This is a genomic window from Arthrobacter sp. 05N33_2 (assembly GCF_056397425.1).
Genome location: NZ_JBFTNJ010000006.1, coordinates 1 through 23,523 on the forward strand (window position 1 = coordinate 1; position 23,523 = coordinate 23,523).

Here is a 23,523-nt window from a genome sequence, read left to right on the forward strand (position 1 = left end):
GCGGAGGGAAGCCCACTTCCACGAAAACGTCTTTTTCAAAGGTACGAGGTGAAGCGAGTTCGTCTTCGGAATACTGGACCGGGAGTGGACTGCAGGTCCACGGAGCGTACCGGATCTGCCTCCGACGGAATCGGGCCATAAGGAAACGACCGGGATGGCCCCCTCCCCGGTCGGCATCAAGGGGTTAGCTGTGAAATGACTCGTGAGCGCTGGTAAGGGAAAGACCCGCATCGCCTCGCGTTGGAGTCGCAGGTCATTGGGTATCCGGGGAAAAACCCCGAAATTTCCTATGCACCCGGACTCCGTCCGAAGGTCCTCGACGCTACGACTATCAATTCTGTTACAAGAAATGCCGCCCTCGTACGTTTCACGGAGGGCGGCATTTCTACTGATTCAGGCGAAGAATCTACACATTAAATCTAAATTCCACGACGTCGCCGTCGGCCATGATGTATTCCTTGCCTTCGATCCGGACCTTGCCGCGGGCCTTCGCCTCGGCCATGGAACCGGCCTCGATCAGGTCATCGAAGGAGACGACCTCGGCCTTGATGAAGCCGCGCTGGAAATCGGAGTGGATCACGCCGGCCGCCTGCGGGGCGGTGTCGCCCTGGCGGATGGTCCACGCGCGGGTTTCCTTGGGGCCGGCCGTCAGGTAGGTCTGCAGTCCGAGGGTGTGGAAGCCAACCCGGGCGAGCTGGTCGAGCCCGGATTCATCCTGGCCGTTCATTTCCAGCATCTCGCGGGCTTCTGCCTCGTCGAGCTCCACCAGGTCGGACTCGAGCTTGGCGTCCAGGAAGATGGCGTCGGCGGGGGCCACGAGGGCCCGCAGTTCGGCCTGCTTCTCCGGGCTGCCGAGGATCCCCTCGTCGGAGTTGAAGACATAGATGAAGGGTTTGGCCGTGAGCAGGCCGAGTTCCTTGAGGTGCTCCATCTCCAGCTTGTCGCTCTTGATGGACGAGAAGATGGTGTCGCCGCGTTCCAGCACTGCCTGTGCCGCCAGGATGGCCGCCAGTTCGGCGGCCTCCCGCTTCTTGATCTTGACTTCTTTTTCGATCCGCGGGATGGCCTTTTCGATGGTCTGCAGATCGGCCAGGATCAGCTCGGTGTTGATCGTCTCCATGTCGGAGCTGGGATCGACCTTGCCGTCGACGTGGATGACGTCCGGGTCATCGAACACGCGGACAACCTGCGCGATGGCCTCGGCCTCACGGATGTTGGCGAGGAACTGGTTGCCGAGGCCCTCGCCCTCGGAGGCGCCCTTGACGATGCCGGCGATATCCACGAAGGACACGGCGGCGGGCAGCAGGCGCGCGGAGCCGAAGATGCCGGCCAGCTTTTCAAGCCGGGCATCCGGCAGGTTCACGACGCCGATGTTGGGCTCGATCGTGGCGAACGGATAGTTCGCCGCGAGGACCTGGTTGCGGGTCAGTGCGTTGAAAAGGGTTGATTTGCCGACGTTGGGCAGTCCGACGATGCCAATAGTAAGAGCCACGAGCATATATTCTACCCGCACCAGCCGCCGGCCGTTGCTGCGGCCTGCGGCTGCGCCTGTGGCGCGGCAGGGTGCCGGCGCGGGCGCGGGGCGGTGTGGGGTGTTCCCGGGGCGTTGTCGGGTGGTGCGGCGGGTACATCCCGGAGTGTTCCAGGGTGTTCCAGGGTGTTCCGGGCGTCGAAGCCAAAACTGTCACAGGGGCATGTCACAGTGAAGACATGGAAGCTTTTTCTCTGATTCTCGCCCTGCTCATGCTGCTCACGGGCGCCGTCACCGGCGCCGCCGTCGTCTATGTCCTGCTGCGCCGGCGCTATCTGGCCGTGGAACAGGACTTCGACGGCGTGTCAGCCCGGCTGTCCGAGGTCAGCGCCCAGTTCGCCGCCGCCGACGCCGAGAGGCGCCTGCTCGCGGCCCAGAACCGGGAACTCGGCGAGTCCCGGAACCACGACGGCAGTGTGCTCCGTGCGCTGGCGCCGGTGGCAGAAAAGCTCACTGCCGTGCAGCAGCAGGTATCCCTGCTCGAACGCGACCGGCTGGAGCAGTACGGCCAGCTGGCCCAGCAGCTGCAGGAGGCCCGCCTGTCCGATGAGCAGCTGCTGCGGTCCACGCATGCGCTGGAGTCCGCTCTGCGCTCCAACAGCGCCCGCGGCCAGTGGGGCGAGGTCCAGCTGCGCCGGGTGGTCGAGGCGGCAGGCATGCTGCGGCACGTGGACTTCCACGAACAGCTCCACAGCGGGCAGGCCCACAGCTCCGGCACGGACGGCAGCCTCCGGCCCGACCTCGTGGTGCAGCTGCCCGGCGACAAGCAGCTGGTGGTCGACGCAAAGGTCCCGCTGGCGTCGTATCTTGCCGCCCAGGACCTCGGCGCCGCCCAGGCGGGCCAGCAGTCCTCGCAGCTGCCCGGCAGCCAGCAGGCGCACCTCGCCGCCCATGCCAAGGCCCTGAAGGCCCATGTGGACGCGCTGGGCAGCAAGAAGTACTGGGACATCCCAGGCAACTCTCCGGAGCTGGTGGTCTGCTTCCTGCCGGCGGAATCAATCCTGGCCGCCGCCCTCACGGCCGACCCGGCCCTGCTGGACTACGCACTGGCCAAGAACGTGGTCCTGGCCTCCCCCGGGACCCTGCTGGCGGTGCTGAAGTCGGTGGCGTTCACGTGGCGGCAGGACGTGTTGACGGACAGCGCCCGGGAACTCTTCGAGCTCGCCCGGCAGCTCTACGACCGGATGGGCACGCTCGGCGAGAACGTCACCAAGCTGGGGTCCTCGCTGAAGACCTCGGTTGAGCGGTACAACTCCATGGTCGGGACCCTTGAGGCGCGCGTCCTGCCGACCGCGAGGAAACTCAACGCCCTGGAAGCCGCCGGACTGGCCACTCCCCCCGCCGTCGAAGTTACACCGCGGGCAGTCGCGGCCCCGGAACTTCAGTCCCGTGACGAGTCAGAAGAGTCCGCGGCCTAGGTGCCCTGCGCTTGGGTCTCAGTACCCCAGGACTGTCCAATGCCCAGGACTGTCCATTACCCAGGACTGTCCAGTGCTTAGGACTGTCCGGTGCCTAGGACTGTTCGGGGCGGGTGCCGCGGCCGCCGAGGGCGCGGGTGACGTCGCCGGCCTGCTTCAGGGTGGCCCGGAGCTCCTTCGGCAGGGAGAACAGGAGGTCTTCCTCGGCCGTGACGACTTCCTCGACCGATCCGTAGCCGTAGTCGGCGAGAAGCCGCAGCACATCCTTGACGAGGACTTCCGGGACAGAGGCCCCCGACGTCACGCCCACCGTGGCGACGCCCTCGAACCACGTCTCGTCAACCTCGTTGGCGAAGTCGACCCGGTAGGAGGCCTTGGCGCCGTATTCCAGCGCCACCTCCACGAGGCGGACGGAGTTTGAGGAGTTGGCGGAGCCCACCACGATCACCAGATCCGCCTGGGGCGAGATCTTCTTGATGGCCACCTGGCGGTTGGTGGTGGCGTAGCAGATGTCGTCGCTGGGAGGGTCCTGCAGGGTGGGGAACCGCTCCTTGAGCAGGCGCACGGTCTCCATGGTCTCGTCCACGCTGAGGGTGGTCTGCGAGAGCCAGATGACCTTTTCCGGGTCGCGGACCGTGACCTTGTCGACCTCGTGCGGGCCGTTGATGATCTGGATGTGTTCGGGGGCCTCGCCGGCGGTGCCTTCGACTTCCTCATGGCCGTCGTGGCCGATCAGCAGGATGTCGAAGTCATCCTTGGCGAACCGGACGGCTTCGCGGTGCACCTTGGTGACCAGCGGGCAGGTCGCGTCAATGGTGCGCAGGCCGCGGTCCTCGGCGGACTGGACGACGGCGGGCGAGACTCCATGCGCGGAAAAGATCACGAGGGCGCCTTCCGGAACCTCGTCGGTTTCATCGACGAAGATGGCGCCCTTTTCCTCCAGGGAGCTGACCACATGGACGTTGTGCACGATCTGCTTGCGGACATATACCGGCGGGCCGTAGTGTTCCAAGGCTTTTTCCACCGCGATGACTGCACGGTCCACGCCGGCACAGTAGCCGCGCGGGGCTGCCAGGAGGACCTTTTTGGGACCGGCGACCGGGGCCGCGGCCAGGACGTCTTCCGGGGAACGCCGCCTGCGCGGAACGGATGGCATCGGAACGGAGACAGCGGTGGTGGTCATGCTCCCATGCTACCGGTGTTCAATCCTGCCCCGTTTGCGGCCGCCGGCGACCCGGACAGCCACTCCCGTGGCTACCAGTGCTGCTCCCGCGGCGGCACCAACGACGATCCACTGGCCGAAGCTGGCAGAGCACGCCGCGACGAACTCGTTCTTGAACAGCTCCGCCACATCGTTACCGCTCGAGGTCCCGGCGACAGCGGCGCCGGCGGCATCGCTGGCAAGCTTCCATACCCCCGCGAGCACCAGCGTCCCAACGCCCATTCCGACCAGCACGGTCCACCGGCGTCGGGCCGCAACGAACGCCAGAATGAAGGCGATGGCCGCGCCGACGGCAACGGCGTAGCCCATCGGGGCGTAGACGGTGACGCGTTCGATCATCTGGCGCTGGTCGGACTGCCCGATATGGATCAACACCTGGCCGGGCGCCTCCAGCGGAAGGGTGGTCGCCGCAGTGACCTGCTTGGCCACCAGCCCGGCAAGCGGCGCGACATCCAGGGTGAGCGAGGACGACCCGTCAACCTCCGGCGGCAGCGTGCTGGGGTCGGCGAACGTGAGGCGGTGGCTCTTGCGCAGGGTTTCAGCCCAGGCCTCGGGGTAGCCGGGCAGTCCGGTCAGCGAGCGCGCCGCGCTGTCCAGGACCGGCCGGGCCAGCTCCGTGAAGGCTTCGGGAATGCCGGCGCTGGCGGCCAGGCCGTCGACGGCGGCCGCGGCCAGCCGCTGCTGGAACGCCGGGTCCTTGCCCAGCGGCGCGGTCAGGGCAACGAAGCCCTCTTCCTGGACGATGTTCTGGTCCACCCACATGGCTGGAACGGCGACGGCTGCCATCAGGAGCCCGATGAGGACGGCGACGGCAGAGACAAAAGTGCGCAAGGGATTCCTAGGAGGTTGATGGCATCCCTCCCATCCTAGGGCGGGGCCGGGCGCGGCCATAAAGTCGGACCCCGGTGGTAGAGCTATGGATAGAGTTGACAGAGACAACTTCCGGCTGCCGGCCGGCCCACCCGCCGGGGAGCGGGCCGCCGGCAGTCGCGGTGTAAGGACATGCAGTAAACGGCACGCAGCAAAGGACACGCACACATATGCACAAGGCACTCCACCAGGCACTCCCGGCCATGGAGCCCACGCATGCCTGAGGACGCGGCGGCGGCCACCACGCTACCGGCCACCGCGGCCCAAACCAGTCCGGACAACCCCTGGCCGCTGCAGTTGCTGTCCCAGAAGCTCAAGATGCATATCGACCGCGCGCCCTCGGCATGGGTTGAGGGGCAGGTAATCGAACTCAACCGGCGTGGCAGCAACGCCTACCTGACCCTGCGGGACATCGACGCCGAAATCTCGCTGCCGGCATCGGTCTGGACCACAGTGCTGGACCGCCAGGCCGCCCCGCTGGAACGCGGTTCCCGGGTTGTAGCCCTGATCAAGGCCGAATTTTGGCTCAAGACGGGCCGGCTGAACATGTCTGTGAAGGACATCCGGCCCGTGGGCCTCGGCGACCTCCTGGCCAGGATCGAGCGGCTGCGCCAGGCCCTCGCCGCCGAAGGACTCTTTGCCGATTCGCGCAAAAAGCGGCTTCCATTGCTCCCGCACCGGATCGGCCTGATCACCGGCCGCGACTCTGACGCCAAGAAGGATGTACTGCGCAATGCCGCCCTGCGCTGGCCGGCCGTCGAATTCGAGATCCGCGAAGTAGCGGTCCAGGGGAACACCGCCGTAGCCCAGATGATCGCGGCCTTGCGGGAACTCGACGCCCACCCCGTGGTCGACGTCATCGTCATCGCCCGCGGCGGGGGCGCCCTCGAGGACCTGTTGCCGTTCAGCAGCGAGGAGCTCATCCGGGCCGTCGCGGACGCGTCCACCCCCGTGGTGAGCGCGATCGGGCACGAAGCGGACCGGCCTATCCTCGATGACGTCGCAGACCTCAGGGCATCAACGCCCACCGACGCCGCGAAGAGGATAGTTCCCGACGTCGCCGAGGAGCTTGTCAGGGTCCGGCAGGCACGGGACCAGCTCCGTCGCGGGGTCACCCGGCTCGTTGAACGCGAGGGCGACCGGCTGGCCTCCCTGCGTTCGCGCCCCGTGCTGCTCTCCCCCGACGTCATGATCAGCCAGCGCCACGAGGACGTCGAACGGCTCAAGGTCCGCTCGCACTCGGCGATCAGCGCCGCCGTCGTGCGGGCAGCGGACCAACTGGTCCACCTCAAGGCGCAGGTGCGCGCACTCTCGCCGCAAAAGACACTGGATCGCGGCTACGCGGTGGTCCAGCTCGCCGGCGACGGAAACGCCCCCGCGGCGCACCGGGACGTTGTGCGCCATCCGTCCCAGGTGCCCGCCGGCACGGACCTCACGGTTCGGGTGGCCGGCGGCCGGTTCACGGCCCAATCCACCGGCGGCCAGGAACCGGCCGAGGAATAACCCCGGCGGACGGACGTGCCCACACGGCCACCCGTCAGCGCCACAGAACACGGCCACCCGTCAGCGCCCCGAACAGGCACCACCGTCAGCACCACAGACAGCGTCACCGCGGCACAAACCGCGCCAATCAAGGAGCACCCACATGGCAGCAGAACCCAACCCGAACGCCGACATCGAGGCCCTCAGCTACGAGGACGCCCGCGAGCAGCTGGTCGCCGTGGTGGGCAAGCTGGAGGCCGGCGGCGCAAGCCTGGAGGAATCGCTTGCGCTGTGGGAATGCGGCGAAGCGCTGGCCAAGCGCTGCGAACAGTGGCTGGAAGGCGCCCGCAAGCGGCTCGCCGCGGCCCGGGACCAGGCCGCGGACAAGAACTAGGCACCGGCACGCCGCGGCGTGCCGGTTCCCTCCGTATTAGGAGCGCTCGACCAGATCCCGTTCCAGATCGACGTCGAACTCCGGATCCGGCCACTGCAGCTTCAGCCCTTCCAGGGCGTCCAGCATCAGCTGCTGCACCGCGATGCGGGCGTACCACTTCTTGTTGGCCGGCACGACGTACCAGGGCGCGATGTCAGTGGCCGTCTTCTCGAACGCCTCCTGGTACGCATCCATGTAGTCGTTCCAGAAGGCGCGCTCCTTGAGGTCGGTGCTGCTGTACTTCCACACCTTGGTTTCGTCATCCAGCCTGGCGAGCAGCCGGTCCTTCTGCTCGTCCCGGCTGATGTTGAGCATGACCTTGACCACCGTGGTCCCGGCTGCCGCCTGCCTTGCCTCGAATTCGTTGATGGCCTTGTAGCGCCGCTCCAGTTCCTCGGGACTTGCCCAGCGGTGGACCCGGTGAATCAGGACGTCCTCGTAATGCGAGCGGTCAAAGACGCCCACCATGCCGGCCCCCGGCACTGCCTTCTCGATCCGCCAGAGGAAATCGTAGGATTTCTCCTCCGGGGTCGGCGCCTTGAAGGACTTGAGCTGGACACCCTGCGGGTCCATCTGGCCCATGACATGGTTGACGATCCCGCCCTTGCCTGCGGTATCCATCGCCTGCAGGACCAGCAGGATGCGCTTGGTGCCGCCGAACCGGGATTCGGCGAAAAGCTGCTCCTGCAGGGTGGTCAGCTTGCCATCGAGCTCTGCCAGGAGCGCCTCGCCGTCGGATTTCCCGCCCGGGTAGCCCGGGGTGGAGTCCGGGTCGCAGTCCTTCAGCTTGAATTTTTTTCCGACCAGCAGCGTCTCGGCGGGGTGCCGCTCGAACATCACAGCATCTGTCATGGAAAGCCTCTTTCCAGTTTCGTGCAGCCGCTGCGCGGGCGAGTTCCCGAGCTCCGCTGCTGACCGAAGCCTAGTTCCCCTTATACCGGCTCAGGAAGTCCGCCATGCGGTTGATTGCTTCCTCGAGGTCCTTGACGTTCGGCAGCGTCACCATCCGGAAGTGGTCCGGCCGGACCCAGTTGAACGCCCTTCCGTGGGACAGGAGAATCTTCTGCTCGCGGAGCAGGTCCAGGACAAATTTCTCGTCGTCGCGGATGTGGTAGACCTCGGGGTCCAGCTTCGGGAACAGATACATGGCCCCGCGCGCCTGCTGCGTGCTGACGCCCGGGATGGCGTTGAGCATGTCATAGGCCTTGTTCCGCTGTTCCAGGAGGCGCCCGCCGGGCAGGATGAGGTCGTTGATGCTCTGGTAGCCGCCGAGGGCGGTCTGGATGGCGTGCTGGGCCGGCACATTGGCGCAGAGGCGCATGTTGGCCAGCAGGTTGATGCCCTCGAGGTAGTCCGCGGCGGCCTTTTTCGGCCCGGAGATGGCCATCCAGCCGGCCCGGAAGCCGCAGACCCGGTAGGCCTTGGAGAGCCCGCTGAAGGTCAGGCACAGGACATCGTCGCCGGTGAGCGAGGCGAGGTTTACGTGTACCGCGTCTTCGTAGAGGATCTTCTCGTAGATCTCGTCGGCGAAGAGCACCAGGCCGTGTTTCTCCGCGAGGGCAACGATCTTCTTCAGCGTCGCCTTCGGGTACACCGCACCTGTCGGGTTGTTCGGGTTGATGACCACGATGCCCTTGGTGCGCGGCGTGATCTTCGCTTCCATGTCCTCGAGGTCGGGCTGCCAGCCGGATTCCTCGTCGCAGAGGTAGTGCACGGGTTTCCCGCCGGCCAGGGCAACCGAGGCCGTCCACAGCGGGTAGTCCGGGGTGGGGATGAGGACCTCATCGCCGTCGTCGAGCAGGGCCATGAGCGACATTGTGATCAGTTCGCTGACGCCGTTGCCGAGGTAGATGTCATCCACGTGGATGTTCTGGATCCCGCGGGTCTGGTAGTACTGCGACACGGCGGTGCGGGCCGAAAAAATGCCGCGCGAGTCGCTGTAGCCCTGGGCATGCGGCAGGTGGCGGATCATGTCCACCAGGATCGCGTCCGGCGCTTCAAACCCGAACGGGGCCGGGTTTCCGATGTTCAGTTTGAGGATGCGATGACCCTCCGCCTCCATCTGCTGGGCGGCCTGAAGAATCGGTCCACGGATGTCGTAAAGGACATTATGAAGCTTGGTGGACTGCTTGAATTCTGCCATTCATCAAATATGCCATATGGAGGATGTACTTCCGCTGAGACATGACTCACACACGGGCGCCGCAGTAACAACAACGACGCCGGTGCCCGGGCTGTAAGCCCGGACACCGGCGTCGCAGGGTCGCCAGTGGCCTACTGCTGGGCGAGGCCCTTTTCCTTCAGCCACGCGTCGGCGGCATCTTTCGGGTTCTGCTTCTGGCTGCCGCTCACGGCACGGTTGAGGTTGATGAGGTCTTCCGTGGTGAGGACCTTGGACACCGCGTTGAGCGTTTCCTTTGCCTTGTCCGTCATCTTGGCCGAGTTGTACAGCGGCAGCACCTGCTGGGCGATGAAGTTGTTCTTCGGATCCTCCAGCACCACGAGGTCGTTGTCCGGGATGGACGGGGTGGTGGTGTAGATGTCGGCGACCTGGACCTGGTCCGAGAGCAGCGCCTTGAGCGTGACGGCGCCGCCGCCGTCGCTGAACGGCTCGAGTTTCTTGGGCACACAGTTGTAGTTCTTCGCCAGGCCCGGCAGGCCGTAGGCGCGCTCGGCGAAGGTCGCCGGGGCGCCGATGACGAGATCGCCGCAGACCTTCGCCATGTCTTCGATGGACTTCAGCTGGTGCTTCTCGGCCGTGGCCTTGGTGACCACCATGGCGTCCTTGTCCTCAGCCTTGGAGGCATCGAGCACGGCCAGGCCCTGCGGGAGCTTGGTCGGGAGTGCCTTCGCGATGTCTTCGGCGGAGACCTCGGTGGCGTCCTTGTTTACATACAGCAGCAGGTTGCCGCTGTAGTCGGGAACAACGTCCACCGAGCCGTCCTGGACTGCTTTGATGTAGACCTCGCGCGAGCCGATGTTCGGCTTGGTGCTGGCGGTGACGCCCGCGGCGTTCAGGGCACCGGCGTAGACCTCGGCCAGGATCTGGCTCTCGGGGAAATCAGCCGACCCGATCACCAGGGCACCGCCGGAACCGGAGGCGGCACCGCTGCTGGCCGGGGCCGAGCTCAGCGGGTTTGATGAGCCTCCGCAGGCGGACAGGGCCATGGCCAGGCCGACGCCGACGGCCAGGCCGCCGAATGCGCGCCGGCCAAGGCCTCGTTGGCGGGATTCCTTCATGACGTACCTCCTTGAACAACAGTCTCCGCGATCACGGGGTCTGTGAGATCAACCGCAGCCTGCTGGCTGCGGTTCGGCTTGGATGAGGCGCCCCGTGACAGGAACAGCCTCTGAATAAGGGCAAGGATAAGGTCGACGCTGATGGCAAGGGCGGCGATCAGCAGCGAGCCTCCCAGCATTTGCGGGAAGTCGGAGAGCACGAGCCCGTCGAACAGGTAACGGCCCAGGCCGCCCAGGTTGATGTAGGCGACCACGGAAACGGTGGCGATCACCTGGAGCACCCCGGTCCGGAACCCGCCGTACATCACCGGCAGCGCGTTCGGGAATTCCGCCCGGAACAGGACCTGCCACTCGGTCATGCCCATGGCGCGGGCGGCATCCACCACGTTGCGGTCGACGCTGGAGATTCCGGCGTAGGTGCCGGCGAGCAGCGGCGGCACGGTCAGGATCACGAGAGCCCAGATCGGCGGCATCAGCCCGATGCCGGCGAGCAGGACGAACAAGGTGAGCAAGCCGAGGGTGGGCAGGGCGCGCAGCGCGCCCGCGACTGACACGATCGCAACCCGCCCGCGGCCGGTATGCCCGACGAACAGGCCGATCGGGACGGCGATGGCGATGGCGATCACCATCACCAGGCCCGTGTAGAACAGGTGTTCGGCCAGGCGCACCGGGATTCCGGCGCTGCCGGACCAGTTCTCCGGGTCGCTGAGCCAGGCAAAGGTGTCCGTGACGACGTTATTCACGCGTTTCCCCCTCCGGTCTTGGGACGCGAAAACCGCATCGCCGCCGCGGCGGGGCCAGTCCTGTCCGGGCCCGCGCCCGAACCGGTGCTGCCACCCGTGGCCGCCGCGGCCCGGGTCCAGGGCGTCAGCAGCCGTTCAAGCAGCACCAGGACGGCGTCCATCAGCAGAGCCAGGAGAAGGATGGCGATGATGCCCACCACCACTTCGGTGACGAAGTCACGCTGGAGGCCGGAGGTGAAGAGCATTCCGAGGTTGCCGATGCCGAGCAGTGCCGCGACGCTGACCAGCGAGATATTGCTGACCGAGACCACGCGCAGCCCGGCGAACAGCACCGGCAAGGACAGCGGCAGGTCGATCTGCATGAAGCGGGCGAAGGGTTTGAAGCCCATGGCGACGGCGGCCTGCCGTAGGTCCTCGTCCACCGAGTCGAAGGCATCCAGCGTGGCGCGCACCAGCAGGGCGATGGCGTAGATGGTCAGGGCCACCACCACGTTGACCGGATCCAGGATCCGGGTTCCGAGGATGGTCGGCAGGATGATGAAAAGCGCCAGCGAGGGGATCGTGTACAGCAGCGAGGACCCGGTGAGCACCAAGGACCGGAGCGCGCGGCTCTGCCGGGCGAGCTGGGCCAGCGGAACGGCTATGAGGACCCCGAACACCATCGGCAGGATGGCCAGGATGAGGTGCTGGCCGGCGAGGCTGAAGACTTCGGCCCTGTTGGCCAGGAACCACTCCATCAGAGCCCTCCGTGCCGGACGTTGCGGTCTGACTCGATGACGGCGAGGACTTCGGCGGCTCCGATTACTCCGGCCACCCGGCCGTCGTCGTCCACGGCGACGCCGAGGCCCGAGGGTGAGGACAGGGCCGCGTCCAGTGCCCGGCGGAGCGTGTCCCCCTTCCGGAACAGGGAGCCTCCGGGAACCATCGCCGGGGCGGTTCCGGTGGCGCTGCGGGGCCCGGCCCAGCCCAGGGGCCGGAGAGCGTCGTCGACCACCAGCTGCCATTCATCGGAGCTGCCCTCACCCCTGAGCTGATCGGGCGTGAGAGTGGGGACGGGGTGGATGGTGACACCGTCCGAGGGGCTGAACGCAAGGTGCCGGAACCCGCGGTCACGGCCCACGAAGGAGGCCACGAACTCGTTCGCCGGGGCCCGCAGGATCTCCGCCGGCGCGGCGTACTGCGCCAGCTTGCCGCCGACGGCAAACACGGCCACTTTGTCGCCCAGGACGGTGGCCTCGTCGATGTCGTGGGTGACGAAGACGATCGTCTTGGCCAGGTCATGCTGGAGCCGGAGGAGCTCCTTCTGGAGTTCGTCGCGGACCACCGGGTCCACGGCGCTGAAGGGCTCGTCCATGAGCAGCACCGGAGGATCGGCCGCGAGTGCCCGGGCCACGCCCACGCGCTGCTGCTGTCCGCCCGAGAGCTGGGACGGGTACCGCTTGCCGAGCGAGGAGGCCAGCCCGACGACGTCGAGCAGTTCCTGGGCGCGCTTGCGGGCGTCGGCTTTGGACACGCCGTTAAGCCGGGGAACGGTGGCGATGTTGTCCAGCACGGAGCGGTGCGGCATCAACCCGGAGGACTGCATGACGTAGCCCATGGACCGCCGCAGCTGCGCGGCAGGGACTGAAGTGACATCGGCCCCGTCCACGGTGATGACGCCGGACGTGGGCTCCACCATGCGGTTGATCATCCGCAGGGACGTGGTCTTACCGCAGCCGGAGGGTCCGACGAAGACAGTGATGGCGCCCTTATCGATGGACATGGTCAGCCCGTCAACGGCGGCCTGACCGCCCTGGTACTGCTTGGTGACGTTCTGGAACTCGATCATGGCTTCGGCCATTTCCGGGCTTACCTAACTGTTGGCGGCAACATTGGTCGGGCCAGCGCACGGTTTCGTCAGTGTGCTGGCCATAAAGCAGTTAGCTCATAGACTAACCAGCACCCCGGACTATGTCAGCGGCGCGGGGCTCCCGTAAGGCTTCGGAAGCACAACGATTTTGGATGGGTGGCGCGCCGGAAATCCTTCCGGCGCGCCACCGCGGCCCTTGTCTCACCCGGCGGTGTGCTTCAGCGGGGCCGCCGCGCACCCTTCGCGCCACTGGTGTTTCTGCTATTTCCGTCCTGGCGGCTCTTTCCGCCGCCGTGCGCGTTCTCGTGGTTGTCCCGTTCGGCTGACCGCTGGCTCTTGCCCGCTACGACGATCTTCTGGTGCCATTCCCGCTGGTAGGCGCGCCGCGCGGCCGCGTCGTGGCGGCGCGCCAGGGCGGCGAGTTCGCGTTGCAGCTTCAGGTAGCTGGCCCACCGGCGGTCCTCCAGTACGCCGTCGGCGAGCGCGGCCTGCACAGCACAGCCGGGTTCCCGGCCGTGCGCGCAGTCCGAGAAGCGGCAGTGCTCGAAGAGCTCTTCGAGGTCGCCGAACATCTCCTCCATTCCTCCCTCGGCGTCGAAGACCCCGAAGCCGCGCACCCCCGGCGTGTCCATCAGGACGGCGCCGCCGGGCAGGGGAACGAGCGCGCGGGACGTGGTGGTGTGCCTGCCCTTGCCGTCGCCCGCCCGCACTGCCCCCGTCTCCTGGGCCCGGACGCCGGCGAGGGCATTGACGAGCGTGGATTTTCCGGCGCCAGAGGGCCCCAGCAGCACCAGCGTGCCGCCGGGCGGCAGATGGCCCAGCACTTCGTCGAGGCCATCGCCGTTCTCGGCAGAGGTGGTGACGACGTCGACACCGGCTGCCTGGCGCACGACCGTCGCCACGACGTCGTCCGCGAGGTCCGCGATGTCCGCCTTGGTGATGATCACGAGCGGCGTGGCACCGGAGTCCCACGCCGCAACCAGGGTCCGTTCGAGCCGGTTGTGCGTGAGCGGACGATCCACCGGAACGACGATCCCGACGACGTCCATGTTGGCGCCAAGGACCTGCGCCTCGGACGAGGCCTCGAAGGCACGCTTGCGGCTCAGCTCCGAGTGGCGGGGCAGGATGCCCACGATGGCGGGCTCCCCCGCCGCGTTCGGACCCAGCCAGACCCAGTCCCCGGTGGCGGGAAGCTCCCCGCCGCGCGGGTAGGGCAGGTGGGCGGTTCCGCCGCCCTCGGCCACGAGGACGAGGTTGCGGTCCACCCGGATGACGCGGCCAGGGCGGTCGCCGCCCGGCACCGGCTGGGCCGCGAACCGCTCGGCGACGCCGGCCGTGTAGCCGTAGAGGACAGGACCTTCGGGGCCAGCCTCATCGGAGGGCACGGCCGTATGAGGCACGGCCGTACGAGGCACAGATGAATGAGGTTCGGATGAATTGGCAATGAGGGCGCTGCCGGCGCCCCGGGATGCAGGATGAATGGTCAACGAAAACCCTTTGGTGGGGCCCCGTGGTGCGGCGCATTGCGGGCTGCGGCGGTTTGGATGCCGCGCGCGGAGACTAGCGCTCGATGGCTAGGCTGCGCCGTGGGACGGGGCAGGAGTAATGACATGGCTTGTATCGGTGCGCTGCGCGCTCAGAAATATCGCATTCATTGCTTCCACCTCCCCGTCGATTGCCGGCCTGCTGCGGCCGGCGGTTTCTACAGGATAGCCATGGTGCCCGTGCCTGGCCAGCGGTTTAGCCGGAAAGTTTTCCGTTCAGCGGCCGCTCACGGTACAGACGCAGCCCGGCATCCACGAGCGAGACCCGGTTTAGCTGCGCCACCTCATCCAGCGGAATCCAGGCCGCGTGGGTGGTGCTGCCGTTCACTTCGTGACGCAGTTCCCCGCCCGTGATCGTCGCCTCGTAGACCAGCCGGAGCGACTGGAAGTCCCGTACGCCGCCGTCGAGCCGGACTTCGGACGGCCAGTGCCCGACGTCGATCCCCAGCATGGCGCCGACCTCGGCGTCGTAACCGGTTTCCTCGTGAATCTCGCGTCGGCACCCGTCCACCGGGTGTTCGGCCAGGTCCAGGCCGCCGCCGGGCAGCGTCCAGCCCTCGCGGCCGTCCTGCTTCCAGTACGCCAGGAGGATCCCGGCATCGCGGATGATGACGGCGTAGGCGGCGGGCCGGGTGTCGAATTGCATGCTCATCCCCCCAGCGTAGTGGCCGGAGGATTGCCTCCGCCTACTCCTGTTCCGCCACCAGCTGCAGCACCCCGAACACCGGCTCCTGCGCCAGGACCCGGACATCGGTGATCCCCGCGGCGGCCAGTGCCGTGCGGAACGACTCCTGGAGCCCCGGCACGTTCATGCCGAGTCCGCCGCCCAGGATGACGGGGCCCTCGATGCCGAGCTGCCGGACGGTCTGCGCGGCGAGGTCGGCGAGGTCGCGCCCGGCCTGCTCCATGAGGGCCCGGCTAGGCGCATGCCCGGCGTCTGCAGCCTCCACCACGAGACGGGCCTGCTGGGCCCAGAACCGGCGCCCGGTCTCGGGCGAGTGGAACATGGCGATCAGCTTGTTCGGGTCATCCACCCCGCAGGATGCCAGCAGGGCAGTGGAGAGTTCGTCGGGTTCCAGCCCCTGGTTCATCCGGCGCAGGCTGTGGCGGACTGCCTCCCGGCCCAGCCAGTAGCCGCTGCCCTCGTCGCCGAGCAGGTAGCCCCAGCCACCGGCCCGTGCTTCCTCGCCGCGGCCGTTCTTGCCCCACGCGGCCGATCCGGTGCCGGCGATGACGGCGACGCCGGTGCTGGCGCCGCCTGCGGCAAGCAGCAGCCGGGAGTCGTGGACCACCGTGATCCGGGCACCGGGCACGTGCGGGGCAATCAGTGCCGCGAGCGCCGCGGCGTCGTCATCGGTGTCGATGCCGCCGGCTCCGGCGTAGACCTGGGCGACGTCTCCCCCGCCGATCCTGGCGAAGAGTTCCGCGAGGTTGAAGGCGGCTTCCTCGGGGCTGACGTTCTGGACATTGGAGCTGCCCACCGATTCATCGGCAACCGGCGCGCCGTCCTCGAACCTGACGCCCCGGGTTTTGGTGCCGCCGATGTCCAGTCCGATCACGGCACCTGTCCTCGCCGTGGCAGATGGCGTGGTGGAAGATGGAACGGAGTCCGCAGCCGGCGGCATATCAGTGTTAGTCACTGGAACAGGTTACTGAATCGCTGCAAGGAGCCCGCAATGCCCCACGATCTTTTCGGCACACCCGTCATCGCGGCGCCCATGGCCGGCGGCACCTCCACACCGGCCTTCGTCGAAGCCGTACACCGGGCCGGCGGGCTGGGCTTCCTCGCGGCCGGCTACAAGAGCGTGGCGGCCATGCAGGCGGAAATCAGCACCATCCGGGAGTCCGGCGCCCGGTTCGGCATGAATGTGTTTGTCCCGGATCCGGCCCAGCTGCCGCCCTCCGCGGCGGTGCTGGCGGAACTCGAGGACTACCGGCAGCAGCTGCGCCCCGACGCCCGGCGCTACGGCGTCGAGCTTCCGCAGTTGCGGCTCGACGACGACGACGAATGGCAGGGAAAGATCGATGCCCTGCTCTCAGAGCCCGTGAAGCTGGTCAGTTTCGCCTTCGGGCTGCCCGGCCCGGACGTCGTTCGGGCCCTGCAGCGGGCGGGGTCGGCGGTGCTGGCCACTGTCACTACCGCGGCCGAGGCCGTGCAGGCGGCAGGGCAAGGCGTGGACGCCCTCGTCGTGCAGCACGCGAGCGCCGGCGGACACAGCGCGGCGTTCCTTCCGGCCCCGGAGCCGCAACCGGCTGACGCGGCGGAGCCGGGCGGCACAACTGCGCAGCCGGGCGGCACGACGGCGGAGCTGCTCGCCGAGGTGCGGTCCGCCGTCGACCTTCCGCTGGTGGCTGCGGGCGGCATCATGGATGCGGCCGGGCTGGACGCCGTGCTGCGTGCCGGGGCCGTCGCAGCCCAGCTCGGCACCGCATTTCTCCGCACTGACCAAAGCGGCGCCAAGCAGCTGCACAAAGATGCCCTGGCCGATCCGCACTTCACCCGAACCCGGCTGACACGCGCCTTCACCGGCCGGCAGGCCCGGGCCCTGGAGAACGAATTCGTCCGCGACCACCCCGAGGCGCCGGAGGCCTACCCTGCCGTCCACCACCTCACCGCGCCCATCCGGGCCGCGGCCACCGCAGCCGGCGACGCGGAACGCCTGAACCTGTGGGCGGGCACGGGCTGGCAGAAGGCACAAACCGGACCCGTGGCCGGCGTCGTGCAAGGGCTGCTCGCCGGCCGCTGACCCCCGCCGACCCCCCGCCGACCCCGGCCGACCCCCACCATCGGAATCCGGCCGGACCTGGCCGAACTCCGAAGTCGCCGGAAACGTGCCAAACCGCCGTCACCTTACGGCGACCTCGGGGCCCACCGGCGACCTGAGCGTTCCGGCCTGAGCGCACCGGCCCCGGCACACCCGTCTGCCCGGCTCAGCCTGCCGAGCGTTCGCGCACGAAGCCTGCCAGGAGCGCCGGACCGTCGCGGAGCACGAATTCGCGGAACAAGCGCACGGGATCGGACTCGGCATCGGCCACGGCATTCCGCGAAACCGGCTCCCGCCACGCGAGGCCGATCTCACGGAACGCCAGGACTGAATCCAGGGGAATCTCCACCCAGCCCGGCCCGCCGTCGTCGGCTTCGGTGCCCCGCGACGGGTGGTGGCTGTTTTGTGCGGCTCTGCCGGGTGCGGAGCCGCCGGGCGGCAGAATGCTGACGCCGAGCCCGGCCGAGACGAGGCCGCGGACGGTGTGCGAGTCCTGGCTCTCGAAGGCAATGCGCGGGCGGAACCCCGCCTCCCGGAACAACGCGTCGGTCAGCGAGCGCATGCCGTAGCCGGACCCCATCGCCACGAAGGGCTCCTGCCGAATCTCGGCAATCTTGGCCCGACGGCGGCCGGCCAGGGCATGCCGGTGGTGGACCACCAGGCGCAACGGTTCGCGGTACAGCGCGGCCGAACCGATTCGCTTGCTGGGTGTGGCAACGGGTGCCGTGAGCGCCACGTCGGCGGAGCCCGCGGCCAGTTCCGCGAGGCAGCCGTCCCGTGCACCCTGGCTGAGGTCAAAGGCAGTCTGCGGGTGCCTGCTCCGGAACGCACTGATGAGCAGCGGCAGCATTGCCTCGCCGAAGGTGTGCTGGAACGACACGGCGATCCGGCCGCGGACCACCTCCGACTCGTGCCTGACGCTGTCCAGCCCCGTCTGGAATTCGGCCAGGGCAGCCTCGATGTGGGGCATGAGCGCCTTCGCCGCGGGCGTCAACCGCACGCCCCGGCCGTCCCGGATCAGCAGCTCCGTCCCCACGATGGCGCTGGCCCGCGCAATGGCACGGCTCACGGTCGACTGCGGCAGGCCCAGGAGCTCGGCCGTCTCGGTAATGTGCTCCGTCCGCCCCAGTTCCGCCAGCATCGGCAGCAGGGGCAGCAGCTGCACGAGCTGCCTGTGTTCGACGTCCATATTCCCCTCCAGCAGAGTGATCCATATTTGCTATCTATTATATGGAAATCATGCATTGGAAGCATCCCTCGGGCAGGCTTTAGCCTGAAGGCATGCCACGCATTTCCGCACCCACCGGCACCGGCCCACGCCCCGCGGCCAAGGACGCAGCCAATCTCGCAGCTGATCCTGCAGCCAACGCTGCCGCATGGGCTGGCCATCCGAAGGGCTCCACGGCCTACCGCCGGATCCTCGCCGGGCTTGCCTTTGCCGGCGTCGCAACCTTCGCCCAGCTCTACTCCACCCAGGCGGTGCTCCCGCTCCTGGCGGCGGATCTTCGCGTCTCGGCCGCCGAGGCCGCGCTGACCATCTCCCTGGCAACGGTAGGGCTGGCCCTGACGGTGCTCCCCTGGTCCTTCCTGGCCGACCGGATCGGCCGGGTCCGGGCAATGATGTGGGGCATCTCAGCGGCCACCGTCCTGGGCCTGCTGGTCCCCCTGGCCCCCAGCTTCCCCGTGCTGCTGTGCCTGCGGATGCTGGAGGGAATGGCCCTCGGCGGCATCCCGGCGATCGCGATCGCGTATCTCAACGAGGAGGTCAACAAGGCCCACGCCGCCGTCGCCGCCGGGAGCTATGTCGCCGGGACCACCCTGGGCGGCCTGGCCGGCCGGCTGGTCGCCGGACCCGCGGGTGAACTGTGGGGCTGGCGGGCCGCGGCCCTGGCGGTCTCCGTTCTGGCTAGCGGAGCGGCAGTCCTGTTCCTTGTTCTGGTGCCCCGGGCCAAGGGCTTCACCGCCGCGGCCGCGGGCGGCTTCCGCGGGGCCTTTCGCACGCTGGCCGGCCATGGCCGCAATCCCCGGCTCCTGGCCCTGTACGTCCAGGCATTCCTGCTCATGGGCGGTTTCGTGGCCGTCTACAACTACCTCGGATTCCGGCTGTCAGGGGAGCCGTTCAGCCTGCCCGCCACCGCGATCAGCCTGATCTTCCTGGCCTACCTCTCCGGAACCGTCTCGGCGCGCTGGGCAGCGGGCCTGACGTCGCGGTTCGGCCGGCGCACCGTCCTGATCGCCGGCACCGCACTGATGGCAGGCGGCCTGGCCCTGACGCTCACGGAACAGCTGGCCGCGATCCTGGCGGGATTGCTGCTGTTCACGGGCGGCTTCTTCGCGGCACACAGCATCGGATCCGGCTGGACCGGGCTGATCGCCACGACGGGCCGGGCGCAGGCCGCCTCGCTGTACAACCTTGCCTACTACCTCGGCTCCAGCGTGCTTGGCTGGGCCGGCGGCCTGGTCTTCCAGCGGTTCGGCTGGACGGCCCTTGCGCTGACGGTCATCGGACTGGCCGGCGCGACGGCGGCAATCACCGCCGTCGCGCATCCCGCGCCGGTGCCCGCAACCGGCACCGCGGCCGCCGGCAGGGTCACGGCATCGGGCTAGGCACCGGACCCTCGGGCTACTGCGTTGCCTCGATCGCCTGCACGAGGTCGGCGACGATGTCGGCCGGGTCCTCCAGCCCCACCGAGATCCGCAGCAGGTTCGGGTGCGGCTTGGCCGCGGCTTCGACCGGCCGGTGGGTCAGGCCGGCCGGGTGCTGGATGAGGGTATCAATCCCGCCGAGGGACACGGCGTGGGTGATCATGCCGACGGCGGCCGGGATCCGCTCGGCGTGCTCGGCGCTGGCGAGTTCGAAGGCCATGAGCGATCCCGGCCCGGACATCTGTGTGCCCACCAGGCCCTGCGGGTCGCATTCGGCCAGTCCCGGGTAGTAAACCCGCCTCACGAGCCCGTGCCCTGCCAGGGCAACCGCGATTTTTTCGGCGCCGGCCTGCTGGGCGCGGACCCGGACCGGGAGCGTTGCCAGCCCGCGGTGCAGCAGGTACGCCGGCCACGGGGTCAGGATGCCGCCGGTCACGGCCCGGATCTGGCGCAGGCGCACTGCCCATTCAGAGCCTGCGGCCACCACGCCGCCCATAGCGTCCCCGTGGCCGCCCAGGAACTTCGTGGCGCTGTGCAGCACCATGGCCGCGCCGTGCTTGAAGGGTTGCTGCAGTACCGGGCTGGCGAAGGTGTTGTCCACCAGGAGCGGCACACCGTCGGCGGCGGCTGCCACGCGGGCGATGTCCACCAGCTCGAGGGTCGGGTTGGCCGGCGTCTCGAGGATCACCAGGCCGGTGTCCGGCCGGAGGGCGGCGCCGACGCCCTCCGGCGTCGTGAAGGTGACCTCGTTGCCAAGGACGCCGGAGGCCAAAAGGTAGTCGCTGCCGCCGTACAGCGGGCGCACGGCGACAACGTGCTTCTTGCCCGCGGCCACAACCGCGAGGAGCACGGCGCTCAGCGCCGCCATTCCGGTGGCAAAGGCGACAGACTCGGGCGTGCCTTCCAGGACAGCGACGCCTTCTTCGAAGCGTGCCACCGTGGGGTTCCACAGCCGCTGGTAGACCGTGCTTTGCCCCTCCACATGTGAGCCGCCGGTGGCCATGTGCTCGTAGGCAAGGCCTCCGTCGTGCACGGACGGCAGGGGCGCCGTCGTGGACAGATCGATGGGCACCGCGTGGACGCCCACTTCCGTGAGCCCGCTCCGGCCTGCGTGGACCGCCAATGAATCTTGAGAAAGCACCCTTGCTCCTTACGAATATTCACCATTGAATTCCGCAAGTATCTGGCAATAATTCGCGCTTTTGTAGAGGTTCTGAATGGAACTGTCGGATAACGCCGTTTATGATGAACGGAGAACACTACTAGGAGGATCCGTGAGCAGCACCGCGAAGAATGTTCGGCCGGGAGCCAGCGAGCCGCTGGACGCGATCGACGAGCGCCTGCTCGCTGCCCTCGTCGCGGACGCCCGCATCTCGAACAAACAGCTGGCAGAGCTCGTGGGGATCGCGCCGTCGACCGCGCTGATGCGCACCCGCGCCCTGTCCGAGCGCGGCATCATCGAGGGCTTCGAGGCCAATCTGAGCCTGTCCGCGATCGGGCGTTCGGTCCAGGCCCTCATTGCGGTTCGGCTCCGGGCCCATGACCGCGAGCAGATCGACCGTTTCACTGCCCGGGTGCCCAAACTGCCGGCAGTGCTCTCGACCTTCCACACGTCCGGGTCAGTGGACTACCTGCTGCACATCGCCGTCGCCACCACCGAGGACCTCCGGGACTGGGTTCTGGACAACCTGGCCACCGACCCCGTGGTGGGCCACACCGAAACCACGCTGGTCTTCGACCACATCCAGGGCAACCACGGCCCGCTGCCCTAACGGGCCCGGCCGACGCAGTTAGGGCCGGCGCAATTAGACCCTGCGCAGTTAGCCCCGGCGCAGTGCGCTTCGCAGCGTAACGGCCGCCAGCGTCAGCGCGGCGGCGGCGCACACCGTGACGAAACCGGCGACGGCGCTCTGCAGCCCGACCATCCCGGCCGCGAGCCCCAATCCGATCACCGGGAAGGCGCTGCCAAGGTACGTGATCACATAGACGGTGCTGATGATCTGGGCGTGCCGCGCGGCCTCCACCCGGCCGGCAACATCGTTGAACACGGTCCGGAAGGCCACGCCCTGCCCCACGCCGGCAGTGATACTGGCCAGAATCAGCAGCCACGGGCTGCTCCAGGCGGCGGCCGCGGCGATCAGCAGGACGGAGACGCCCAGGACGGCCAGGCCGGCGGACACGGCAAATCGTCCCCGGATGGCCAGCAGCTGGCTCAGGGCTGAGGACCCCAGCGTCAGCCCTGCCAGCAAGCCGATCAGCGGTCGCGAATCGGCGTGGACAATCTGGGCGAAATAGCCGGGGGCGAGCGAGAGGCAGAAGCCAAAAACGGTGAAGCTCAGGAAGCCCACGGACGACGCCAGCCAGAAGGCGCCGCGCGCGTCGCTGGAGACCGAGGGCCGCCGCGGTGCCAGGACCCGCAGGGTCTGGGGACCGGCGTGCAGGCTGATGGCGGGCCGCGCCTTGAGCAGGTACAGGGGCACCAGCACGGCGGCGAGGACGATGGAGTGCAGGTAGTACGGCGTCGACGTCGGGCCCGGCAGGAGGGACAGCATTCCGCCGATTGCGGGGCCGGCCGCCACCCCGCCGGCGGAGGCCAGGAGTGTGAACCGTGAGGCCCACTCCGGCCGGCTGGGCAGCAGCTCGCGCAGGGCAGCCGAGCTGGCCCCGGTGGCGAGCGCTACGGCGACGCCCTGCAGGGCGCGCCCGGCGGAGAGCGCCACGAGGTTGCCCGCGGTGGCGAAGACAAAGCCGCCGGCCAGGCCCACCAGCACTGCCAGTACGAGGGCGGCGCGGCGGCCGATGTGATCGGACCAGTGGCCGGCCAGGACGAGTGTGGCCACGAGGGCCAGGACGTAGGCCGAGAACGCCACCGTGACATCGAGCGCCGTGATTCCGAGTTTTGCCTGCAACAGCGGGTACAGCGGCGTCGCAAGATTCGCGCCGACCAGCAGCGTAAAGATCACAACCCCGGCCATCACGAGCCGTGCGGTGGTGGAAGCGTCCCAGCCCCAGCGGTCAGCTGTGGCCGGGCGCATGCGGAGTTCGCTAAAGACTGTCATGGCCGTGCCCTTGCATGAAATCGGGCCGCATGCGTTCCCTGTGGGGAACACCGACGGCCCGGTCGAAAAGATTGGTACCTACAGAATGCAATACCAATGATCTGGATGGCCAAGTTCTGTGCCAAAATTGAGCAAAACAGTCATTCTCAGACTGCTCAAGTGAACCGGAGTGATGATTTGAACAGTCTGGACCCCACCGACCTGAAGATCCTGCTGGAGCTGATCCGGGATCCGCGGATCCAGATCGGCGAGCTCAGTGACGCCCTGGGCATCGCCCGGAACACCGCCCAGTCGCGCGTGCGGCGCATGCTGCGCTCCGGTGTGCTGCACGACGGCGGCCGTGAAATCGATCTGGAGGCGGTGGGGTACGACGTCGTCGCCTTCGTGACGATCGAGGTCAACCACCGGGAACTCGACGGCGTCGTGGGGGCCCTGCGGCTGATCGCCCAGGTTCTGGAAGTCCACGAGATCTCCGGGCGCGGCGACGTCTGGTGCCGGGTGGTGGCGACGGATACGCACAATCTCCAGGCGGCCCTCCGGTCGATCCTTCGGATCAAAGGCGTCATCCGCACCGAGACCGTCCTGGCGCTGCACACCCATATCCCGTACCGGACCGAGCCGCTGATCAGCCGGCTCGCCCAAGGCAACGCGCTCGCCCCCGGCCGGTCCGCGTCGCGGCGGGCCGGGGGCGCCGAATTCCAGGTGGACAAAGGATAATGTC

General features: G+C 68.0%; 22 protein-coding genes. 7 read left to right on the forward strand and 15 right to left on the reverse strand.

The features are described 5' to 3' along the window. Positions 1–406 precede the first annotated feature (406 nt). Positions 407–1,492 carry a redox-regulated ATPase YchF gene (ychF, locus tag AC1DHX_RS05810; RefSeq protein ID WP_028275710.1) on the reverse strand — a complete coding sequence of 362 codons (1,086 nt, stop codon included), beginning with the start codon at positions 1,490–1,492 and terminating at the stop codon, positions 407–409. 218 nt (positions 1,493–1,710) lie between these two features. Here ychF and AC1DHX_RS05815 point away from each other — a divergent pair, with 218 nt between their 5' ends. After that, a complete protein-coding gene (locus tag AC1DHX_RS05815; protein ID WP_230008652.1) occupies positions 1,711–2,949 on the forward strand; it encodes a DNA recombination protein RmuC in 1,239 nt (412 codons plus the stop codon). Positions 2,950–3,043: 94 nt separating this feature from the next. Here the strand turns inward: AC1DHX_RS05815 and AC1DHX_RS05820 are convergent, their stop codons facing one another. Beyond that, the gene (locus tag AC1DHX_RS05820) at positions 3,044–4,132 is read right to left on the reverse strand and encodes a 4-hydroxy-3-methylbut-2-enyl diphosphate reductase (protein ID WP_018773787.1); all 1,089 of its coding nucleotides are present in this window, start codon (positions 4,130–4,132) and stop codon (positions 3,044–3,046) included. Positions 4,133–4,141: 9 nt separating this feature from the next. Continuing rightward, positions 4,142–5,002, reverse strand: coding sequence for a hypothetical protein (locus AC1DHX_RS05825; protein WP_476858935.1), 861 nt, complete (start codon positions 5,000–5,002; stop codon positions 4,142–4,144). Positions 5,003–5,257: 255 nt separating this feature from the next. Between AC1DHX_RS05825 and xseA the strand changes: the two genes are divergently transcribed. Further along, on the forward strand, positions 5,258–6,544 hold the full coding sequence (xseA, locus tag AC1DHX_RS05830; protein WP_230009060.1) for an exodeoxyribonuclease VII large subunit: 1,287 nt from the start codon (positions 5,258–5,260) through the stop codon (positions 6,542–6,544). Between the two features lie 142 nt (positions 6,545–6,686). Then, positions 6,687–6,917 carry an exodeoxyribonuclease VII small subunit gene (locus AC1DHX_RS05835; RefSeq protein ID WP_476858936.1) on the forward strand — a complete coding sequence of 77 codons (231 nt, stop codon included), beginning with the start codon at positions 6,687–6,689 and terminating at the stop codon, positions 6,915–6,917. 36 nt (positions 6,918–6,953) lie between these two features. Here AC1DHX_RS05835 and AC1DHX_RS05840 read toward each other — a convergent pair whose 3' ends face one another. The 9 genes from AC1DHX_RS05840 to AC1DHX_RS05880 form a co-directional block, all read right to left on the reverse strand. Next, entirely contained in the window at positions 6,954–7,808 is an 855-nt protein-coding gene (locus AC1DHX_RS05840; RefSeq protein WP_476850328.1) for a polyphosphate kinase 2 family protein, read from the reverse strand. A gap of 70 nt (positions 7,809–7,878) precedes the next feature. Next, positions 7,879–9,099 carry a pyridoxal phosphate-dependent aminotransferase gene (locus AC1DHX_RS05845; RefSeq protein WP_079550274.1) on the reverse strand — a complete coding sequence of 407 codons (1,221 nt, stop codon included), beginning with the start codon at positions 9,097–9,099 and terminating at the stop codon, positions 7,879–7,881. 131 nt (positions 9,100–9,230) lie between these two features. Continuing rightward, on the reverse strand, positions 9,231–10,196 hold the full coding sequence (locus tag AC1DHX_RS05850; protein ID WP_223913874.1) for an ABC transporter substrate-binding protein: 966 nt from the start codon (positions 10,194–10,196) through the stop codon (positions 9,231–9,233). Continuing rightward, positions 10,193–10,939, reverse strand: a complete 747-nt coding sequence (locus AC1DHX_RS05855) for an ABC transporter permease (protein WP_223913873.1) — start codon at positions 10,937–10,939, stop codon at positions 10,193–10,195. The genes AC1DHX_RS05850 and AC1DHX_RS05855 overlap by 4 nt, the downstream gene beginning before the upstream one ends. Further along, positions 10,936–11,676 (reverse strand): ABC transporter permease, encoded by a 741-nt coding sequence (locus AC1DHX_RS05860; RefSeq protein ID WP_476858937.1) that lies wholly within the window; start codon positions 11,674–11,676, stop codon positions 10,936–10,938. The genes AC1DHX_RS05855 and AC1DHX_RS05860 overlap by 4 nt, the downstream gene beginning before the upstream one ends. Further along, entirely contained in the window at positions 11,676–12,779 is a 1,104-nt protein-coding gene (locus AC1DHX_RS05865; RefSeq protein ID WP_476858938.1) for an ABC transporter ATP-binding protein, read from the reverse strand. The genes AC1DHX_RS05860 and AC1DHX_RS05865 overlap by 1 nt, the downstream gene beginning before the upstream one ends. 227 nt (positions 12,780–13,006) lie before the next feature. Continuing rightward, positions 13,007–14,173, reverse strand: coding sequence for a ribosome small subunit-dependent GTPase A (rsgA, locus tag AC1DHX_RS05870; RefSeq protein WP_476850324.1), 1,167 nt, complete (start codon positions 14,171–14,173; stop codon positions 13,007–13,009). A 355-nt stretch (positions 14,174–14,528) separates the two neighbouring features. Further along, complete coding sequence (locus tag AC1DHX_RS05875) at positions 14,529–14,984, reverse strand: NUDIX hydrolase (RefSeq protein ID WP_028275721.1); 456 nt, start codon at positions 14,982–14,984, stop codon at positions 14,529–14,531. A 34-nt stretch (positions 14,985–15,018) separates the two neighbouring features. Then, a complete protein-coding gene (locus AC1DHX_RS05880) occupies positions 15,019–15,957 on the reverse strand; it encodes an N-acetylglucosamine kinase (RefSeq protein ID WP_476855787.1) in 939 nt (312 codons plus the stop codon). Positions 15,958–16,008: 51 nt separating this feature from the next. Between AC1DHX_RS05880 and AC1DHX_RS05885 the strand changes: the two genes are divergently transcribed. Beyond that, positions 16,009–17,079 (forward strand): nitronate monooxygenase, encoded by a 1,071-nt coding sequence (locus AC1DHX_RS05885; RefSeq protein ID WP_476858939.1) that lies wholly within the window; start codon positions 16,009–16,011, stop codon positions 17,077–17,079. A gap of 184 nt (positions 17,080–17,263) precedes the next feature. Here the strand turns inward: AC1DHX_RS05885 and AC1DHX_RS05890 are convergent, their stop codons facing one another. Continuing rightward, complete coding sequence (locus AC1DHX_RS05890; protein WP_476858940.1) at positions 17,264–18,286, reverse strand: LysR family transcriptional regulator; 1,023 nt, start codon at positions 18,284–18,286, stop codon at positions 17,264–17,266. A 92-nt stretch (positions 18,287–18,378) separates the two neighbouring features. Here AC1DHX_RS05890 and AC1DHX_RS05895 point away from each other — a divergent pair, with 92 nt between their 5' ends. Next, positions 18,379–19,704, forward strand: a complete 1,326-nt coding sequence (locus AC1DHX_RS05895; protein ID WP_476858941.1) for an MFS transporter — start codon at positions 18,379–18,381, stop codon at positions 19,702–19,704. Positions 19,705–19,720: 16 nt separating this feature from the next. Here the strand turns inward: AC1DHX_RS05895 and AC1DHX_RS05900 are convergent, their stop codons facing one another. Continuing rightward, positions 19,721–20,884, reverse strand: coding sequence for a trans-sulfuration enzyme family protein (locus AC1DHX_RS05900; RefSeq protein ID WP_476858942.1), 1,164 nt, complete (start codon positions 20,882–20,884; stop codon positions 19,721–19,723). 133 nt (positions 20,885–21,017) lie between these two features. Here AC1DHX_RS05900 and AC1DHX_RS05905 point away from each other — a divergent pair, with 133 nt between their 5' ends. Further along, on the forward strand, positions 21,018–21,515 hold the full coding sequence (locus tag AC1DHX_RS05905) for an Lrp/AsnC family transcriptional regulator (protein WP_018773770.1): 498 nt from the start codon (positions 21,018–21,020) through the stop codon (positions 21,513–21,515). 48 nt (positions 21,516–21,563) lie between these two features. Here the strand turns inward: AC1DHX_RS05905 and AC1DHX_RS05910 are convergent, their stop codons facing one another. Continuing rightward, positions 21,564–22,802 (reverse strand): MFS transporter, encoded by a 1,239-nt coding sequence (locus tag AC1DHX_RS05910; protein ID WP_476858943.1) that lies wholly within the window; start codon positions 22,800–22,802, stop codon positions 21,564–21,566. A gap of 177 nt (positions 22,803–22,979) precedes the next feature. Here AC1DHX_RS05910 and AC1DHX_RS05915 point away from each other — a divergent pair, with 177 nt between their 5' ends. Beyond that, entirely contained in the window at positions 22,980–23,519 is a 540-nt protein-coding gene (locus tag AC1DHX_RS05915) for an Lrp/AsnC family transcriptional regulator (protein WP_476859008.1), read from the forward strand. Positions 23,520–23,523: the final 4 nt, after the last annotated feature.